This is a genomic window from Brucella pseudogrignonensis (assembly GCF_032190615.1).
In the GTDB taxonomy this organism is placed as follows: domain Bacteria; phylum Pseudomonadota; class Alphaproteobacteria; order Rhizobiales; family Rhizobiaceae; genus Brucella; species Brucella pseudogrignonensis_B.
The window spans coordinates 249595-263945 of sequence record NZ_JAVLAT010000002.1; the positions used below are offsets into that span (position 1 = coordinate 249595).

Below are 14351 nucleotides of genomic sequence, written 5' to 3' on the forward strand. Positions count from 1 at the left end.
GCAAAGTGCATTAGCAAAGGGGAGCAATTTTCGGACAACGGCTCTGACGGATGCTTAACGGCCGTCCTCTGCGCCATCGCTCTCACTGCAGCCGTCATCTTCTGGCTCTGATCAACGAGACATGAGCTCTTTGAGCTTTGCGCGTATTGGCAACGCCACCTTTTAAAAAAGACGGATTTTGCGTGCGAAGAAGGCTTCGGCATAGGCCTCAGGTGCACGACACTCCATGCCACGCAGCCGCGCTATGCCTTGAAAGGTTTCTGTATCAAACCAGTCTTTGGCGCGCTGCGATCCAAAATGCTTGAGCAAAAGCTCGATTTTCCGTTTCAAGATATCGGCGGAGAGAGCGCTATAAGCGTTCGGCTGCCCCAGATCACCATCCCATTTCGGAATTTCATATTCAAGTATCAGCTGATCTCGAAAAAGATTCCACGTCAATTCGCTAATCGTGCGGTGGTCCTGGTGTGCATCATGCTTTCGATGCGTAAAAACAATATCCGGCGATTGACGCTGACGCTGCAGCATCAGCCAGCTTTTAATATCTCTGATCTGGGCCGGGAAATAGCTGTCCTCAAATGAGGCGAGATTGATTTGAAAGCTGCTTGCGCCTTGCAAAAAATCAAGCGCCGCCAATTCAGCTTCATTGTGTCGCTCGACATTTCCAGAGAGAACACACCAATGAATATCGAGCGGAATGCCGGACGAAATCAAATGCAGTATGGTTCCACCACATCCAATCTCGATATCGTCCGAATGCGCACCAAGGCACAATAATTTCAACGGCTTGTTTGAGCTCGCCATTGAAAGAAGATCAATCATAGGGCTAACGCAATATTGGCGGCACGGGCTTCTGCTTTATGCTTTTTCCAAGGCATATCGCCTTTCTCCACCATGTCCTCCAGCGTTTGCCAGTCGCGCAGAGTGTCCATAGATCGCCAAAAGCCTTCGTATTTATAGGCCATCAACTGGTTTTCTGCGATCAACCGACTGAATGGTTCGAGCACCAGTTCTTCGCCTTCGCGCATGTAATCAAAAATTTCTTTGCGGAAGAGAAAATAACCACCATTAATCCAGATATCTGACGTGTTTGACGTGCGGAACGCACGCACATTACCCCCATCAGCGATATCGGCAAGATGGTAGGTGAGTGGGGGCCTTACGGCGAGAAAGCAGGCAATTTTTCCACTCGCACGAAAGCGTTCTGTCATATCATCGAGATCAACATCGCTTAAACCATCGCTATAATTGGCAAGAAAAACTTCTTCATTGGCGACATGCGCGCGCGCACTCCACAATCGTTCGCCGATATTGCGCCAAATGCCCGTATCGAGCAGCGTGACACTCCAGTCACGATCAACTTCCTCCAGAAGCTGCACATTGCGCCCGCCATCCGAAACAACGCAATCCGCAAATGTCTGAGGTCGAATGTTCAGGAAAAAATCCTTCACCACATTGGCCTTGTAGCCGAGACAAAGAATGAAATCATTGTGACCATAATCACTGTAATACTCCATCACATGATGCAGTATTGGCTGATGGCCCAATGGTATCATCGGTTTTGGAACATTCTCAGAATATTCCCGGATTCTCGTGCCCAGACCACCACAAAACAAAACAACTTTCATGACCTATCGCTCCTCTGGCAACAAAGCAGGATCAATCAGAGTGACATGCGGGATGGGAACAATAAATTTGGCACCCCATTCGACGACATGATGCATTTGACGGATGATCTCATCCTTGAAATTCCAGGGCAGAATAAGAATGTAATCCGGCCGATAACTATTGATCGCAGCGACATCATGGATCGGGATGTGCATCCCCGGAGTAAAGCGTCCGTGCTTGTAGGGATTTCGATCTACTGTAAACTCAAGAAAATCCGTGCCGATACCACAGTAATTGAGCAGCGTATTGCCCTTTCCAGGCGCACCATAACCGCAAAGGCGCTTGCCAGCATTCTTTGCCGAAATGAGAAAAGATAAAAGGTCGCGTTTTGTGCGTCGCGTTTTCTCAGCAAATTGCTCATAGGTCGCAATGTTATTCAGCCCGAAAATTTGCTCGCGCTTGAGAAGGGCAGCAACCCGCGGGCCAGCTTTGCGCTTGCTGCTGTTATGTGCGAGATAAACCCGCAACGAACCGCCATGGGTCGGAAGTTCCTCAACATCAATAACCTTCAGGCGATGACGATGTGCCATGTAACGGATCGTCAGCAGCGAAAAATACGAGAAATGTTCATGGTAAATCGTATCAAACTGGTTCTGCTCAATCAGGTTCGCGAGATGTGGAAACTCCAGCGTTATGACACCTTCCGGTTTAAGCAAAATTTGCATTCCACGAACAAAGTCGTTGAGATCAGGCACCTGTGCAAGCACATTATTGCCAATAATTAAATCGGCCTTTTGCCCTGTTTCGACCATGTGGGCCGCGAGGCTTGCACCAAAGAAGTCCACCCGCGTCGGAACACCTTTTGCCACTGCGGCCTGTGCAACATTGGCTGCCGGTTCAACCCCGAGAACAGGAATATCTTTGGGTATAAAGTGTTGCAAAAGATAGCCGTCATTGCTCGCAATCTCGACCACGAAACTATTTTTGTTCAAGCTCAGCTTTTCGGTGATTTCCTCGCAATACACGCGCGCATGATCAACCCAGCTGGTCGCATAGGATGAGAAATAAGCATATTCAGTGAATATTTCCGCCGGGCTGAAATACTCTTTCAATTGCACTAGAAAACAATGATCGCACACAAGAGCATAGAGCGGATAATAGGGTTCCATCTGATCGAGACGATCTGGCGGAACGAAGCTTTCGCAGGGCGGAGACATACCAAGATCAACAAAAGTGTGTTTGAGAAAAGACCCGCACAAGCGACAGCTTGTTTGCTCCTGAGCCATAGCCGTGCTCCGCGATATGTTCGGTGTCTGAATGGTCATACGAAATACCTCGCCCTGATCAGCTGATTGCTGATCTTGATGGACATTCTTCTTGAATACCGATTGAGCCATCAATTTCCGAGACTGCAATGAGGAGCGAGCACTACATCCCATCGGGCGCAACGATCGCCAGACGAATGAGGGATATTCGCCCTGACTTTTCAACCCAGTTACACCATTGAACAGGCATTCCGCCCTATGGGGAACTTGGCTCATCCATAAGGCTAACCTGGTGCTTCGAAGAGCCCGGTTAACGATGAGCGCCAAACTGTCAGAATATGACTATCGAAACGACAGAGGCGACAAAATGCAGTTCGTTCCGCTTATAATCGACGGAGCTTGGTCGATCCGACCTGAAAGGCTTGAAGACGAGCGTGGCTGGTTTGCTCGCGTTTTCTGTGAAAACCTGTTTGCCAAGCATAAGCTGGAAACGCTTTACCCACAGCATAGCCTTTCCTTTTCGCGTGAAAAGGGAACGCTGAGAGGGCTTCATTATCAGAATGAACCACATTCCGAAACAAAGCTTGTCACATGTCTACAGGGCATCATCTGGGACGTTTTGGTCGATCTGCGACCGCACTCAAAAAGCTATATGCGATGGACTGGCATCGAGCTTTCAGCAGAAAACGGCATACAACTTTACATACCGGAAGGCTGCGCCCACGGCTTCCAAACTCTCACAGATAATGTCTTGATGCGTTATATGATATCCAGTCCCTATGTCCCGGAATCTGCTGATGGGTTGCGCTATGATGATCCAGCTTTGGGCATCCCATGGCCAGATAGGCCAACGGTCATTTCCCAGAAAGATCGTGACTGGCCGCTGCTTTCAGCAAGCCTACAGCAAGCAGACGATCCGCAGCATCTGCCATAAGGACGAACGGCAGTTTCGCACGTCGGCTCATTTCAAAAATAGAAAAGCTGCCGTCGGCCAAATTCAACACCCATAACATGGCCATAGCATTTTCCGCTGCCTGTTTATCACCACCAACATTTGAGTATAGCCCACGCTTCCCGAGCTGCGGTTCACCTTTTGGAGATGTACTAACTGGCACCCAATTGCGTTCTGCAATATCGATCGCCTGCATGATCATCTGATAGGATTGTTCAAGATATTCGGGTTTTATGAAGTCAAGATTATCCGCAGAAGTATGATATTCGGGGAACGTGCCATAAAGACTCCGCTGAAGCATACCGACAGGCAGATTAAAACCCGGAGAACAAAACTGGCGTTCATCATAGCCATAGGGCCAGAAATCGAGCATGGACGCACGCGTCAAATCAGAGCTGTTTAGGACATAATCCATGATTTGATCAATGGCAGCGTCACCCCGGCGACTTCTTTTATAATTTGGTCCGCCACCGTCACCAAGACAGGATAAAACCAACCCATAGTGCACGCGATCAAGGCAGCTCTCATTCTGCTGCAACCAAGCAAGCGCACCAAATGTCGCTGGCCCAAACAAGAGCCTATAGGTGAGCCGTGTTTTGCGCTCCTTTAGCGTCTCCCCCACCCGCGCCAACACGGCGAGACCTGAACAATTATCGTTTGCAAGAGAGGGATGGCAAAGATGGGCGGAAAGTATAAACGTCTCGTTCGTTTCGCCTTTTATAACGCACTCACCACGGGTCAAAAAGCCATCCCGACGTTCGGAGTCGATGACAACTTCATAGGTCTCGTCTTTCATGGCCATCAAATCATCATGGGCCATGCAAAAGCCCCATGCTTCCGTATGGTAGCAAGTACGGTATGGAATGAGATCTGGCTGCTCAGGCAATGTATGAATGTAGCTCTTAAGCTCGCCGAGCGGCATGGTTGCATGAACCGGAATGCTATAATTGACGACATGTAGATTATTGCTCGCAAAATCGACAATTCGCCTCCCGTCGGCACTTTTGATATAAGCCTCGCGAATGATCCATTCCTGTGGCGCCTTCCAGTCGAAAAGTGTTTCACCGGTCGGAATATGATGCATTTCCAACGGGATATATTCCCCAAGAATAGCCAGCGTTTCCCGCACACCTTCACCGCTGAGGCTTCGGCAAATTGGGAAAAGGCGGGCAGCCAGATCATAAATACGCTGTCCGACCGTGTCCGGCATTGGCGGATTATTTGGAGCTTCAACTGCCCTTGCGTCCATTATGCTATAGCCCGAAGTGGTTGATGATGCTCTGATCGGGCACGCAAATCCGCATCGAGAATACCATCCGCAATTGATTGGCGGATATGCGCTATGCGCTGGAATCTTGGTCCTTCAAATTCCTCGACTGTGAGGGTTGAACGACCATATGCCGTGAGCAACTCACGAGTCCCTGCAACAGCGTCCCATTTTGGCTTTGCATCAGGCAATATGCGTGCGAGCTTTTCAAAGCTCACCCGATAGGAGCGCGTATCCGGCCCTGCATCCTGCGCATATTCAATCCTGCAGTTGGGTACGTTCTCAGCAACAATACCGGCAATCTCGCGAATGCGGTAATTATCCCCGGTTGATCCAACATTAAAAGCTTCATTCCAAACCTTTTCAATGGGCGCTTCCATCGCGGCTATGAAGGCTCGCGAAATATCGCGGATATGGACAATCGGACGCCAGGGCGAACCATCAGATTTCAGATAAATAAGCCCCTTTGTCACAGCCCAGGCAACGAGATTATTCAATACAATATCGAAGCGCAGAAATGGCGAAACACCATAGGCAGTTGCTGGTCGTAAGTAAGTTGGGCAGAAATGCCTGTCCGCCAAATCTTGTATATCTTTTTCTGCCCGCACCTTGGAACGACCATATGCCGTTACAGGGTTCAAATCACCCGTTTCATCGATGAGATCCCCGTCACTGATACCGTAATTGCTGCAGGACGAGGCGAACAAGAACCGTTGAACACCAGCCTCTTTAGCCGCTTTGGCCATTCTAACGCTTGCGTGGTGATTGATGTCATAAGTCAGTTCTTCGTTCAGATTGCCAAGCGGATCGTTGGACAGCGCTGCCAGATGCACAATAGCGTCAAACCCCTCAAGATCGTGGGGGGAAACATCCCGTACATCTTTTGAAATAGTCGGCACATCAACAATCGCGCCTCCCTCCTCAAAATGGCAGCTGCGATAGAGACCGACATCATAGCCACAGACGTCATGACCCGCATGCACCATTTCACAGGCCAAAACCGATCCGATATAACCCTGATGTCCTGTTACCAGCACCTTCATGTCCCGCTCCTCAATTTGAGTTGCCGATATCCTAACCGGAGATCTTTGAAGCGGCGAGTTGAACGATGGTCATGTCTGGTTCGGACAAGTGGTCACTGGAAGCATGAAACGTTGTATAGCCTACTTCTTTTGGATAGCTTTTAGGCTTGGCTCAGTCCCAAGCAATAAAATCCAGTCACTCTGAATGCCCATATCCCGGTTCGGCGGTGGTGTATAAGAAACATGGTCTTCACTAATTTTTGGTGCTTCAGCCTTGAAAAACCGTCCAGATGCTGGATCAAACCATGAGGCTGAAAAGCCCGCATTGACAGCATCACGATTGAGATCAAATCCATCAGCATTGCCGTACAGAATGATCAGGCTCATATCTTGCTTGGCGGCCGCGTATGTTGAAGTATCGGCAGCAATTCGGTTCTCACGGTCAGGCTGCAATTGCCACCAAGGCAACCGATCAAACAAGCGTCCCAAGATAGTCATAGACCAAGAACCGGGACTATCGAGCGCTTCTTTCCAGGTTCTATCCGCCGGAAATACGCCCGGCCCAGTAAAATGCCAAATCGGGTTATTGCCGTAAAATTGTCCCGCCGCACCGGCTAACACTGCGCCATAGGCATTGCGCCGAATACGTTGCGCTGTGGTTTCTCGTTCAAACTCATATGAACTTTCAAGCAGAATGACAGGCATGCTTGTGTTTTTGCTCCGCTCCAAAATTGCAGCATGAACATCATCATAAGTGTAAACTGTATCAAAACTCAGCCAAGTTTGGTCTCCCCAAAGATCGAACGTGTTTGTATCTCGACCCGAATGCACACTGACGAGTGCTTCTGAACCCGCTAATTTCAGACCGTTTGCAAGTTGAATAACAAGTTCACGGTCTGGCGCATCGAAGTCGCCGCCAAGCACCCATATGATATTGTCATAGCCCGCAAAGCGACGTGCTATTGCCGCACCATAGCTGCGCATTTGATCCGGCCCGGCAGCTTCAGCTTCCTTAAACCATCCTTGATCACTGCCATTCACACCGAGATAAGCCGGTGTCAAAAAGACGGCTAAGCCCAATGCTTTGGCGCGTTTTATAACCCATTCCGCATGATCAAAATATGCTGGATTCAACTCACCAAATGCTGCACCTAGAAACGGCTTATCACCATAGAAATTTGCTGGTGGTCTGCTGGAAAATTGATGTTCAATCAGATTAACAAGAAGAGCATTGAAGCCTCGCTTCTTCCTATCCGTGAGATAAAGTTCCGTATCCTCCCGGTTGAGTTCGGCAACCAACGACCACGCGCTATCCCCTTGCAACAGAACAGGTTTTCCGTTCGAATCTTGAAAAAACTTCTGGCTCTTACTGACATGAATCGGAAATGGATTATCCGCATATGCAGTGCGGCTAGCAAACAGCAGCAGCGTTAAAATTGCGGCGACGAGCAATCCTCTCATCGCACTGTCGATGGATAAGAAGGCGCATCATTGAAGCGGCGATAGACAACCTGGGATGGCCGCCCCGTCAAATACAAGCCAACGCCATCGTTGAGCGCACGAACATAAATATCCAGCGCGCCATCAATGGCCTCCACGGTACGCTCAATATCCGTATCACTGTGGGTATAACTTACTACCAGCGAAGGCATCAGAATGCCGCGGCGTATTGTTTCCTGAAGAAAGAGCGTCCGAAAAGCTTGTGATGGCTGTCCACTCTCGTCCAGCGTCGAATAGGCAAGACAGCACGGTCTACCAACCAGTCGGACATACTCCGCAAGACCATGACTGGTAATCGCGGCATTCACCCCAGCGGCCAGCTTTGTACCTTGCTCGTACAGCCGCTCAATCACCGGCTCGTCGCGATAAATTTTCATGGTTGCAATAGCAGCCGCCATTGCATGGGTTTCTGCGCCATGTGTGGTTGAAAGCAAAAAAACACGCGGATGTTCAGTCTGGGACAGCCCGCCCAACTGCATATATTCAGCCTTTCCTGCGAGCGCTGAAATAGCAAAGCCATTTCCTAAAGCCTTACCAAAACAGGAGAGGTCCGGATCGACGTCATAAAGCTTCTGGGCACCGCGCAGATGCCAGCGAAAGCCTGTTATCATTTCATCGAGGATAAAAAGCGCGCCATTTTCGTGCGCAATACGCTTGGCTTCCTGCAAAAAATTATTGGTGGGCTCATCGGCTTTTGCCGGTTCAAGAATGAGCGCCGCAATCAATCCCGGATAATTGTCAAAAAGCGCTTTCACGCTTTCGATATCATTATAGCGAAAGGTTGCTGTCAATGCCGTAACCGATGCTGGTATTCCGGCGTTCATCTTGGTCGTGCCGATAAACCAGTCATCCGTCGAGAAAAATGGATGATCAGCACAACAAGCGATCATATCGCGGCCCGTATAAGCTCTCGCTAGGCGAACCGCCCCTGATGTCGCATCAGAGCCGTCCTTACAGAACTTAACCATCTCAGCGCCATCGATAAGCTCGAGAAAGCTTTCCGCACACTCAATTTCTATCGCACTCGGCCGCGTGAAGTTACAACCATCTTGTAGCGCATCGCGCACTGCTTGCAGAACGGGCGGATAGGCATGACCCAAGCCGACTGCCCTGTTACCCATTCCATATTCAATGTAGCGATTTCCATCGACATCCACGACATGGCAACCAGAACCGCGTTGAATGAAACCAGGCGCAAGGAGCGGATACTGATCATCGCCCTTTGCATAGGTATGACAGCCACCTGGAATGAGCGCATGGGCTTTACTGTTAAGCAATTGCGAGTTGCGGAACTGTGATGTGAAAAGGTTCATTCCCTTCTCCTTGCGCAATAGAGCTCTGACTACACTCAGACTGCCGGCCAAGCTGTATGAACGCGTTCACGCATCTGCCTCAACCAGTTCTTGACTGGCTTGGGCAGACGACTGCGTAGGCTTGAGTGCAAAGATTTCGGCATCATCCACTCGGACAAAGGCAGTGGGGGAGCCAAGGCTGGTTTATCTTGTTGCAGATTTTGTAAAAGTGCCGCGTAAGCTTTGCCAACTTGAGTAGCGTCGAAGGCAACTTCAACTTTCTTCGCCGCAGCGTTCGCCATTTTAAGGCGCAACGCCTTGTTTTGGGCAAAGGTATCGATATGAGCGGCGGCCCGTCGCACATCACCGACAGGAAAGAGAAACCCATCTTCACCCTCTGTGACAATCAGGTCAGTGACACCTGCGATACGCGAAACAACGGCAGGACAACCTTGGCTCATCGCCTCTATCAATGTGAGACCAAACCCCTCGAAACGAGAAGGCATCACGAGAAGATCATGTTGGCTCACCAGTGACGACACGTCGGACGGAGCCACATATCCTTTAAAACTAACCTTTTCGCCCATATGACCAAAACGCTGACGCAGTTCAGAAAGATCAGGACCATCACCAGCAACAGTCAGATGGTAATCACACTTTAATTGACGCAGAATATCAGGAAGCCAGAACACGCCTTTCGCATTGTCTTCGATACGGCCAAGATAAAGCAGTCGCAGTGGCTTATAAAAATCGACGTGACGTGCAGCATATTGAAACTGAAGGTTTCTGCTTAGACCATGAGGGATGACCAGCGTGCGCTCGGCATCAAATCCATATTGTTTGACGAGGTCGTCGCGGCACCGTTTTGACACACCAACTGTCGCGTGAACATGATCACGAATTGTGCGAGCGGCGGCATAGGTTCCGGGTGTAATGTTGTGAACGATCATCACACGCAAAATATCGGCAGGCAGATAACGCATAAGATTGGCTTCAAAGCGGCTCGACAACACGTTTACGAAGACCGCCTCGACATGGTTTTCGCGTAGAAATCCTATCATCTTCCGTGCACGCGTTTCTTCGTCGAGCACCCCCATCGGATCTATTGCATCACCTTTGTGCGCCGCATCGCCAAGACCCTGCGCGACCGGAATCCGAACGGTATCGCACGCAGCACCAGCCGCCAACCAACGCATTTCAATGCCACACCGCTTGAGTTCTGTGCTGAGCGTTGAAAATACCGAATAGGTTCCACCGATATGCGGACGAACGAAATAGGCGCATTTCATGGCTATCATCCTGTTACCCGGGAACTCAGACTTCGAGGGCATAACCTCCCTCGAAGCCTCATTCCGGTATATCGGGGGGCATTTGATATACCGCCTACCAATCTATCGGAAACATCGAACAACGCATTTTGGCTATGAGGGGTACACCCCCTCATACAATAGAGGATGGTGTTCACCCTTATGCCAGTTTTGCCAAACGCATATACCCGATTATTTTGTTATCGCGGCTGGAGACACGCGGATGAAAATAGGTCTTTTTGGGCAATTCGGTTCCGGCAATACAGGCAATGACGGGTCGCTCGAGGCGATGCTGCAATTATTGCATCGTAACTGTCCGGGCGCACAGCTTATATGCATTTGCCAAAGACCCGAAATAATTACCGAAAAATTCAACCTGCAAGCAGTTTCCGTTGGGCAACCGGCCTCAAACAACATAGTTTTCAACATATTAAACCGGGCTCTCCTGCAACTACCGCGCCGACTTATCGGCTTTATCACTGCGATATCGCTGGTGCATGGTTTGGACCTCATTATAGTCCCAGGTACGGGTATTCTCGATGATTTCAATGAAGACCCATTCGGTTGGCCATTTGCTGTTTTACGGTGGTCCTTGGCAGCCAAACTTGGCGGTGCACCTATGGCTTTCGTTTCTATTGGAGCTGGTCCGGTCGCGCATCCGTTAAGCCGCTTCTTTGTGCGAACAGCGGCGTCATTGGCCGCGTACCGTTCCTATCGCGATCTGGTTTCTTACGATTTTATGGATTCAATTAAACTGGACGTAAGCAACGATCATGTCAGCGCCGATATTGCATTCAGTCTGCCCCCAGCAACTGAAGAATTGCGAGACTGTCGCGGTGAAAATGTAGGCATCGGTGTGATGACTTATAGGGGGTGGCGAAAGCGGGCGGTGGATGGTGACGCTATATATCAAAACTACCTTCGCAAAATGATCGCGATAATCGAAGGTTTGCAGCGCAAGGGCCGGCAGGTCCGTTTGCTAACCGGAGATACCGGCGACCTGGAAGCGGCGAGAGATTTGCAGCGGCTTCTGAATAAACACGATTACAGAGACGTTATATTCGAACCTGTTCAGTCATTGCATGACGTGATGCAGCAAATCGCTAAAACCGATATTGTTATTGCCAGCCGTTACCACAATATTGTTTGCGCACTTTCGATGGGGCGCCCAGCAATTTCGCTTGGCTATGCAAAGAAGAACGACGCTCTTCTAAAAGACACCGACTTGAGTGAATTTTCCCATCATGTAGAAACATTCAACCCTCAATTATTGCTTTCACAAGTTGATAGCATGTTCGAACGGAAGGCTGAGCTGTGTGAGAGTGTAAAAGCTGGCGTCACCCAATACCGTAAACGATTAGCACGGCAGGAAGATGCCATAAACAAAGAACTTCTATCAAAAATCGACGCCGATAAAATGATCAAAAGATAATATGGCGTCTTTGCAAACGCAGCATGAGATAATCAAGTGGTGGGATCAATGCCATAAGCGGGTCACGCTTCAAGACATTAAACATGAGACTGGCACTTCCAGTCCGCAACCGAGAAAGATCGGACAAAGCGGACCAATATGCGCGTTTGGAAAGGCATTGACGCACAGATTTAATCAATTGTTCTGCGCCGGGAATATCTTGCCCTTCATGACTGAAGAATGACTCAAAAGCAGCTTCAAACTCGTCATTCCAATTTTGAGTGCCGGCAACCATCGCCGACTGATTATTCGGATGAACCCGCGCATAAGCCTGAATATTTGATGTTGACGCAATGCTTCCATATGCTGCGAAGCGCAGCCACATTTCAAGATCATCCGTGTGTTTTAAAGTCTTTCGGTAATAGCCAATCTGCTTTTGTACTGCCGTTCTGACAACGGCTGTTGGGCCTGCTACGGGATTGAAGGCATGCGTGCAGGTATATTTGATGAACTCCATACCCGACCATATTTTCCAGTGGTGGGCATTTTCATCCATTCGGCTTATTGAAAGACGTTTTTCGTCCGTGACGTTACGAGTTGCACCACAGGCCAGATGAACATTCGGATAATGCTCGAGTGCATATGTAGCCCTTAAAAGCGCCCCAAGATTCAAAAGGTCATCCGCACAAAGAATTAAAAAGTAGTCGGAACGTGCCCAATCTATGCCCTCATTAAACGAAGCATGTGGGCCAAGATTGCGAGAACGTAATATCACCTCTACACGCCCATCACTGCTGGCAAGATCGCGCGCGATATCAACGCTTTCATCTTGTGACGCGTTATCAATAATCAACAATCGAACATGTACGCCAGATTGAGACAAGACGCTCTCTGCACAGGCTAGCAAATAGCGCCCATAATTGTAGTTTGGTATCACAACATCAATCGTCGGCAATCCGCCCAGATGCTTGGACATTTACTCCTCATTCAGCTGGTGTAGTTATATCGAAGCTTGTATGTCGCGAGAGACCAATGCGGTGCGTGACCATACTCCACGCCTGTTGCACCACATGCTTGACTTCGTCTCGGAAAGGATGTCGCGTGATGAAAACTGCAACAAGCCAACTGGCAATTGCAAGCAACCCTAGAACCAAAGCTTTTGTCCAATGCATATCGAAAGCAAAGCCGTCCGAGGCAACAATCGCTACTGGCCCCAAGAGCGCCAAAAACGTGACCAACGCACTCTTCGTAAGTTCTTTTCCCAGCACCGTGTAGGGAAAAAACACGTGCTTGCGCACATAGATAATGGCAACAACCATCTGAAAGGGCAGACTGATAAATTGGCTAAGTGCGACTGCACGAAGACCATAAGGAGCTGCGGCACAAAGAATGCCCGTCGCAACCAGTCTGGAAATCAAATTGGATAAGAAAGCTTCCCGGTTGGCGCCCAAAGCCATCAAAAGTGGGTATGTTAATATGACGGGAAACCAAAAGAGGCTTGCGAGGCTCGTAATCGCTACGATAAGCGCAGCCTCGGACCAACCCGGCCCGAGGATGAGCTGCACGGCGGGATATGCAAGAAGAGCAAGCAGTGCCTGAGAAGGCCAATAAACCACTGATATGTAAGATAAAGCGCGTATATAAGATTTGCTAACGTCTCCGCCCGCGCGCACATGTGCCGACAGCATCGGAAATGCAACTGTAAAAACAGCCGAAAGAATAATTCGGTCTGGTAACCCGCTTACGGTATTGGAGCGATTATAGATACCTACAGATGCAATGGGCATAAAGCGACCGAGCATCAATTGCGGAAAGGTTTCGCAGATTTTGTTCAAGCCGGCATTACCGCCCAGATATATCCCGAACCGCCAGGCAGTAAGAATGCTTGCAAAAGAAGGCCGCAACAATCGCCCCAATGGATAAATAGCCATTGCAAGCCCAGTTGTCATTAACGCACTCGCAAGTAAACCAAACGCGAAACACATATGTCCAAAGCCCAAATAGGCCATTGCAGTTGCAACAATCGCGCCCAAACCCGTGCCAGCCGTACGGATGCGTGCCAAAGTACCAAAAGCCATTTCCCGTCGAAGCAGCGCTACAACTGGCAAGGACAGGCTTTCCACAAGAGCGGCGATGATCGTTATATCTAAAAACAAAAGAAGCGATGGGTCGTGGTAGGTAATAGCAAAATATTCTCTCGCGCAATAAAGCCCAGCAGATAACAGCAAGGTCACGCTCATTAAAAATGTCATTGCAGTGCGGCTGTCCTGATCTGTCACCTTTTCAAGACGAATGAGGAATTCAGGGCTAGCAAACTCGCGCAAAGAAAAGACGATAGCGCCTATACTCAAGCCAACGACGCCAGCACCAGTTTGAGCAGGCCCAAGGAAGCGCGAAACAGCAATTACAGTCAAAAAATTGAAGAAGAGGCCGGCATATTGCTCAAGCGCAGCCATCAGGAAACCTCTGCGGCCACCACTCATGATGCACTTCTTTCCTCAAGCTTTGCTTTGTATTCGACTCTATTGTTCAAAAGACACCCCCGGACCAAACCACGTGAGGCCCCATAGCTCTCACAGTTCGATTCAAGGATAGTCCTTTGTTTGCGGAGCGAAATGCCACCCTTGGTGTTAACTTATGCTCTGAAAGGAGTATGGCAAACGCTCTAAAGCCAAGTCGTCCCTGCGGATAAGAGTCGTTAAAAATTTACAACGATTAATGGGCACGTGC

General features: G+C 49.3%; 12 protein-coding genes. 2 read left to right on the plus strand and 10 right to left on the minus strand.

Translation table 11 applies throughout. The features are described from left to right. Positions 1–162: 162 nt before the first annotated feature. Genes RI570_RS12545 through RI570_RS12555 form a run of 3 tightly spaced genes read right to left on the minus strand, consistent with a single transcriptional unit; the run spans position 163 to position 2930 of the window. On the minus strand, positions 163–819 hold the full coding sequence (locus RI570_RS12545; RefSeq protein WP_313828879.1) for a PIG-L deacetylase family protein: 657 nt from the start codon (positions 817–819) through the stop codon (positions 163–165). Then, on the minus strand, positions 816–1625 hold the full coding sequence (locus tag RI570_RS12550) for a sugar phosphate nucleotidyltransferase (RefSeq protein WP_313828880.1): 810 nt from the start codon (positions 1623–1625) through the stop codon (positions 816–818). The genes RI570_RS12545 and RI570_RS12550 overlap by 4 nt, the downstream gene beginning before the upstream one ends. 3 nt (positions 1626–1628) lie before the next feature. Next, positions 1629–2930, minus strand: coding sequence for a class I SAM-dependent methyltransferase (locus tag RI570_RS12555; protein ID WP_313830021.1), 1302 nt, complete (start codon positions 2928–2930; stop codon positions 1629–1631). 307 nt (positions 2931–3237) lie between these two features. Here RI570_RS12555 and rfbC point away from each other — a divergent pair, with 307 nt between their 5' ends. Then, on the plus strand, positions 3238–3804 hold the full coding sequence (gene rfbC, locus RI570_RS12560; RefSeq protein WP_313830022.1) for a dTDP-4-dehydrorhamnose 3,5-epimerase: 567 nt from the start codon (positions 3238–3240) through the stop codon (positions 3802–3804). Here the strand turns inward: rfbC and RI570_RS12565 are convergent. The 5 genes from RI570_RS12565 to RI570_RS12585 form a co-directional block, all read right to left on the minus strand. Continuing rightward, entirely contained in the window at positions 3725–5071 is a 1347-nt protein-coding gene (locus RI570_RS12565) for a DUF4910 domain-containing protein (protein ID WP_409558668.1), read from the minus strand. The two genes, rfbC and RI570_RS12565, sit on opposite strands and share 80 nt — an antisense overlap. Then, entirely contained in the window at positions 5071–6132 is a 1062-nt protein-coding gene (locus tag RI570_RS12570; protein WP_313828881.1) for an SDR family oxidoreductase, read from the minus strand. The genes RI570_RS12565 and RI570_RS12570 overlap by 1 nt, the downstream gene beginning before the upstream one ends. Positions 6133–6252: 120 nt before the next feature. Continuing rightward, positions 6253–7572 carry a DUF4038 domain-containing protein gene (locus RI570_RS12575; RefSeq protein ID WP_313828882.1) on the minus strand — a complete coding sequence of 440 codons (1320 nt, stop codon included), beginning with the start codon at positions 7570–7572 and terminating at the stop codon, positions 6253–6255. Continuing rightward, entirely contained in the window at positions 7569–8924 is a 1356-nt protein-coding gene (locus tag RI570_RS12580; protein ID WP_313828883.1) for a glutamate-1-semialdehyde 2,1-aminomutase, read from the minus strand. The genes RI570_RS12575 and RI570_RS12580 overlap by 4 nt, the downstream gene beginning before the upstream one ends. Before the next feature lie 35 nt (positions 8925–8959). Next, positions 8960–10192: a glycosyltransferase family 4 protein gene (locus RI570_RS12585; RefSeq protein ID WP_313828884.1), complete on the minus strand. Its 1233-nt coding sequence runs from the start codon at positions 10190–10192 to the stop codon at positions 8960–8962. 241 nt (positions 10193–10433) lie between these two features. On the opposite strand from RI570_RS12585, the gene RI570_RS12590 reads away from it, so the two are divergent. Next, the gene (locus RI570_RS12590) at positions 10434–11642 is read left to right on the plus strand and encodes a polysaccharide pyruvyl transferase family protein (RefSeq protein ID WP_313828885.1); all 1209 of its coding nucleotides are present in this window, start codon (positions 10434–10436) and stop codon (positions 11640–11642) included. On the opposite strand, the gene RI570_RS12595 is transcribed toward RI570_RS12590, so the two are convergent. Both RI570_RS12595 and RI570_RS12600 read right to left on the minus strand, forming a co-directional pair. Beyond that, on the minus strand, positions 11632–12597 hold the full coding sequence (locus RI570_RS12595) for a glycosyltransferase family A protein (RefSeq protein ID WP_313828886.1): 966 nt from the start codon (positions 12595–12597) through the stop codon (positions 11632–11634). The genes RI570_RS12590 and RI570_RS12595 overlap by 11 nt on opposite strands. Before the next feature lie 7 nt (positions 12598–12604). After that, the gene (locus tag RI570_RS12600; protein WP_313828887.1) at positions 12605–14104 is read right to left on the minus strand and encodes an oligosaccharide flippase family protein; all 1500 of its coding nucleotides are present in this window, start codon (positions 14102–14104) and stop codon (positions 12605–12607) included. Positions 14105–14351 lie beyond the last annotated feature (247 nt).

Bases quoted from the DNA above. Each gene is read 5' to 3' on its own strand.
- RI570_RS12570 (WP_313828881.1), bottom strand. From the start codon at position 6,132: ATGAAGGTGCTGGTAACAGGACATCAGGGTTATATCGGATCGGTTTTG.
- RI570_RS12600 (WP_313828887.1), bottom strand. From the start codon at position 14,104: ATGAGTGGTGGCCGCAGAGGTTTCCTGATGGCTGCGCTTGAGCAATAT.
- RI570_RS12555 (WP_313830021.1), bottom strand. From the start codon at position 2,930: ATGACCATTCAGACACCGAACATATCGCGGAGCACGGCTATGGCTCAG.
- rfbC (WP_313830022.1), top strand. From the start codon at position 3,238: ATGCAGTTCGTTCCGCTTATAATCGACGGAGCTTGGTCGATCCGACCT.
- RI570_RS12575 (WP_313828882.1), bottom strand. From the start codon at position 7,572: ATGAGAGGATTGCTCGTCGCCGCAATTTTAACGCTGCTGCTGTTTGCT.
- RI570_RS12565 (WP_409558668.1), bottom strand. From the start codon at position 5,071: ATGGACGCAAGGGCAGTTGAAGCTCCAAATAATCCGCCAATGCCGGAC.
- RI570_RS12580 (WP_313828883.1), bottom strand. From the start codon at position 8,924: ATGAACCTTTTCACATCACAGTTCCGCAACTCGCAATTGCTTAACAGT.
- RI570_RS12585 (WP_313828884.1), bottom strand. From the start codon at position 10,192: ATGAAATGCGCCTATTTCGTTCGTCCGCATATCGGTGGAACCTATTCG.
- RI570_RS12545 (WP_313828879.1), bottom strand. From the start codon at position 819: ATGATTGATCTTCTTTCAATGGCGAGCTCAAACAAGCCGTTGAAATTA.
- RI570_RS12595 (WP_313828886.1), bottom strand. From the start codon at position 12,597: ATGTCCAAGCATCTGGGCGGATTGCCGACGATTGATGTTGTGATACCA.
- RI570_RS12590 (WP_313828885.1), top strand. From the start codon at position 10,434: ATGAAAATAGGTCTTTTTGGGCAATTCGGTTCCGGCAATACAGGCAAT.
- RI570_RS12550 (WP_313828880.1), bottom strand. From the start codon at position 1,625: ATGAAAGTTGTTTTGTTTTGTGGTGGTCTGGGCACGAGAATCCGGGAA.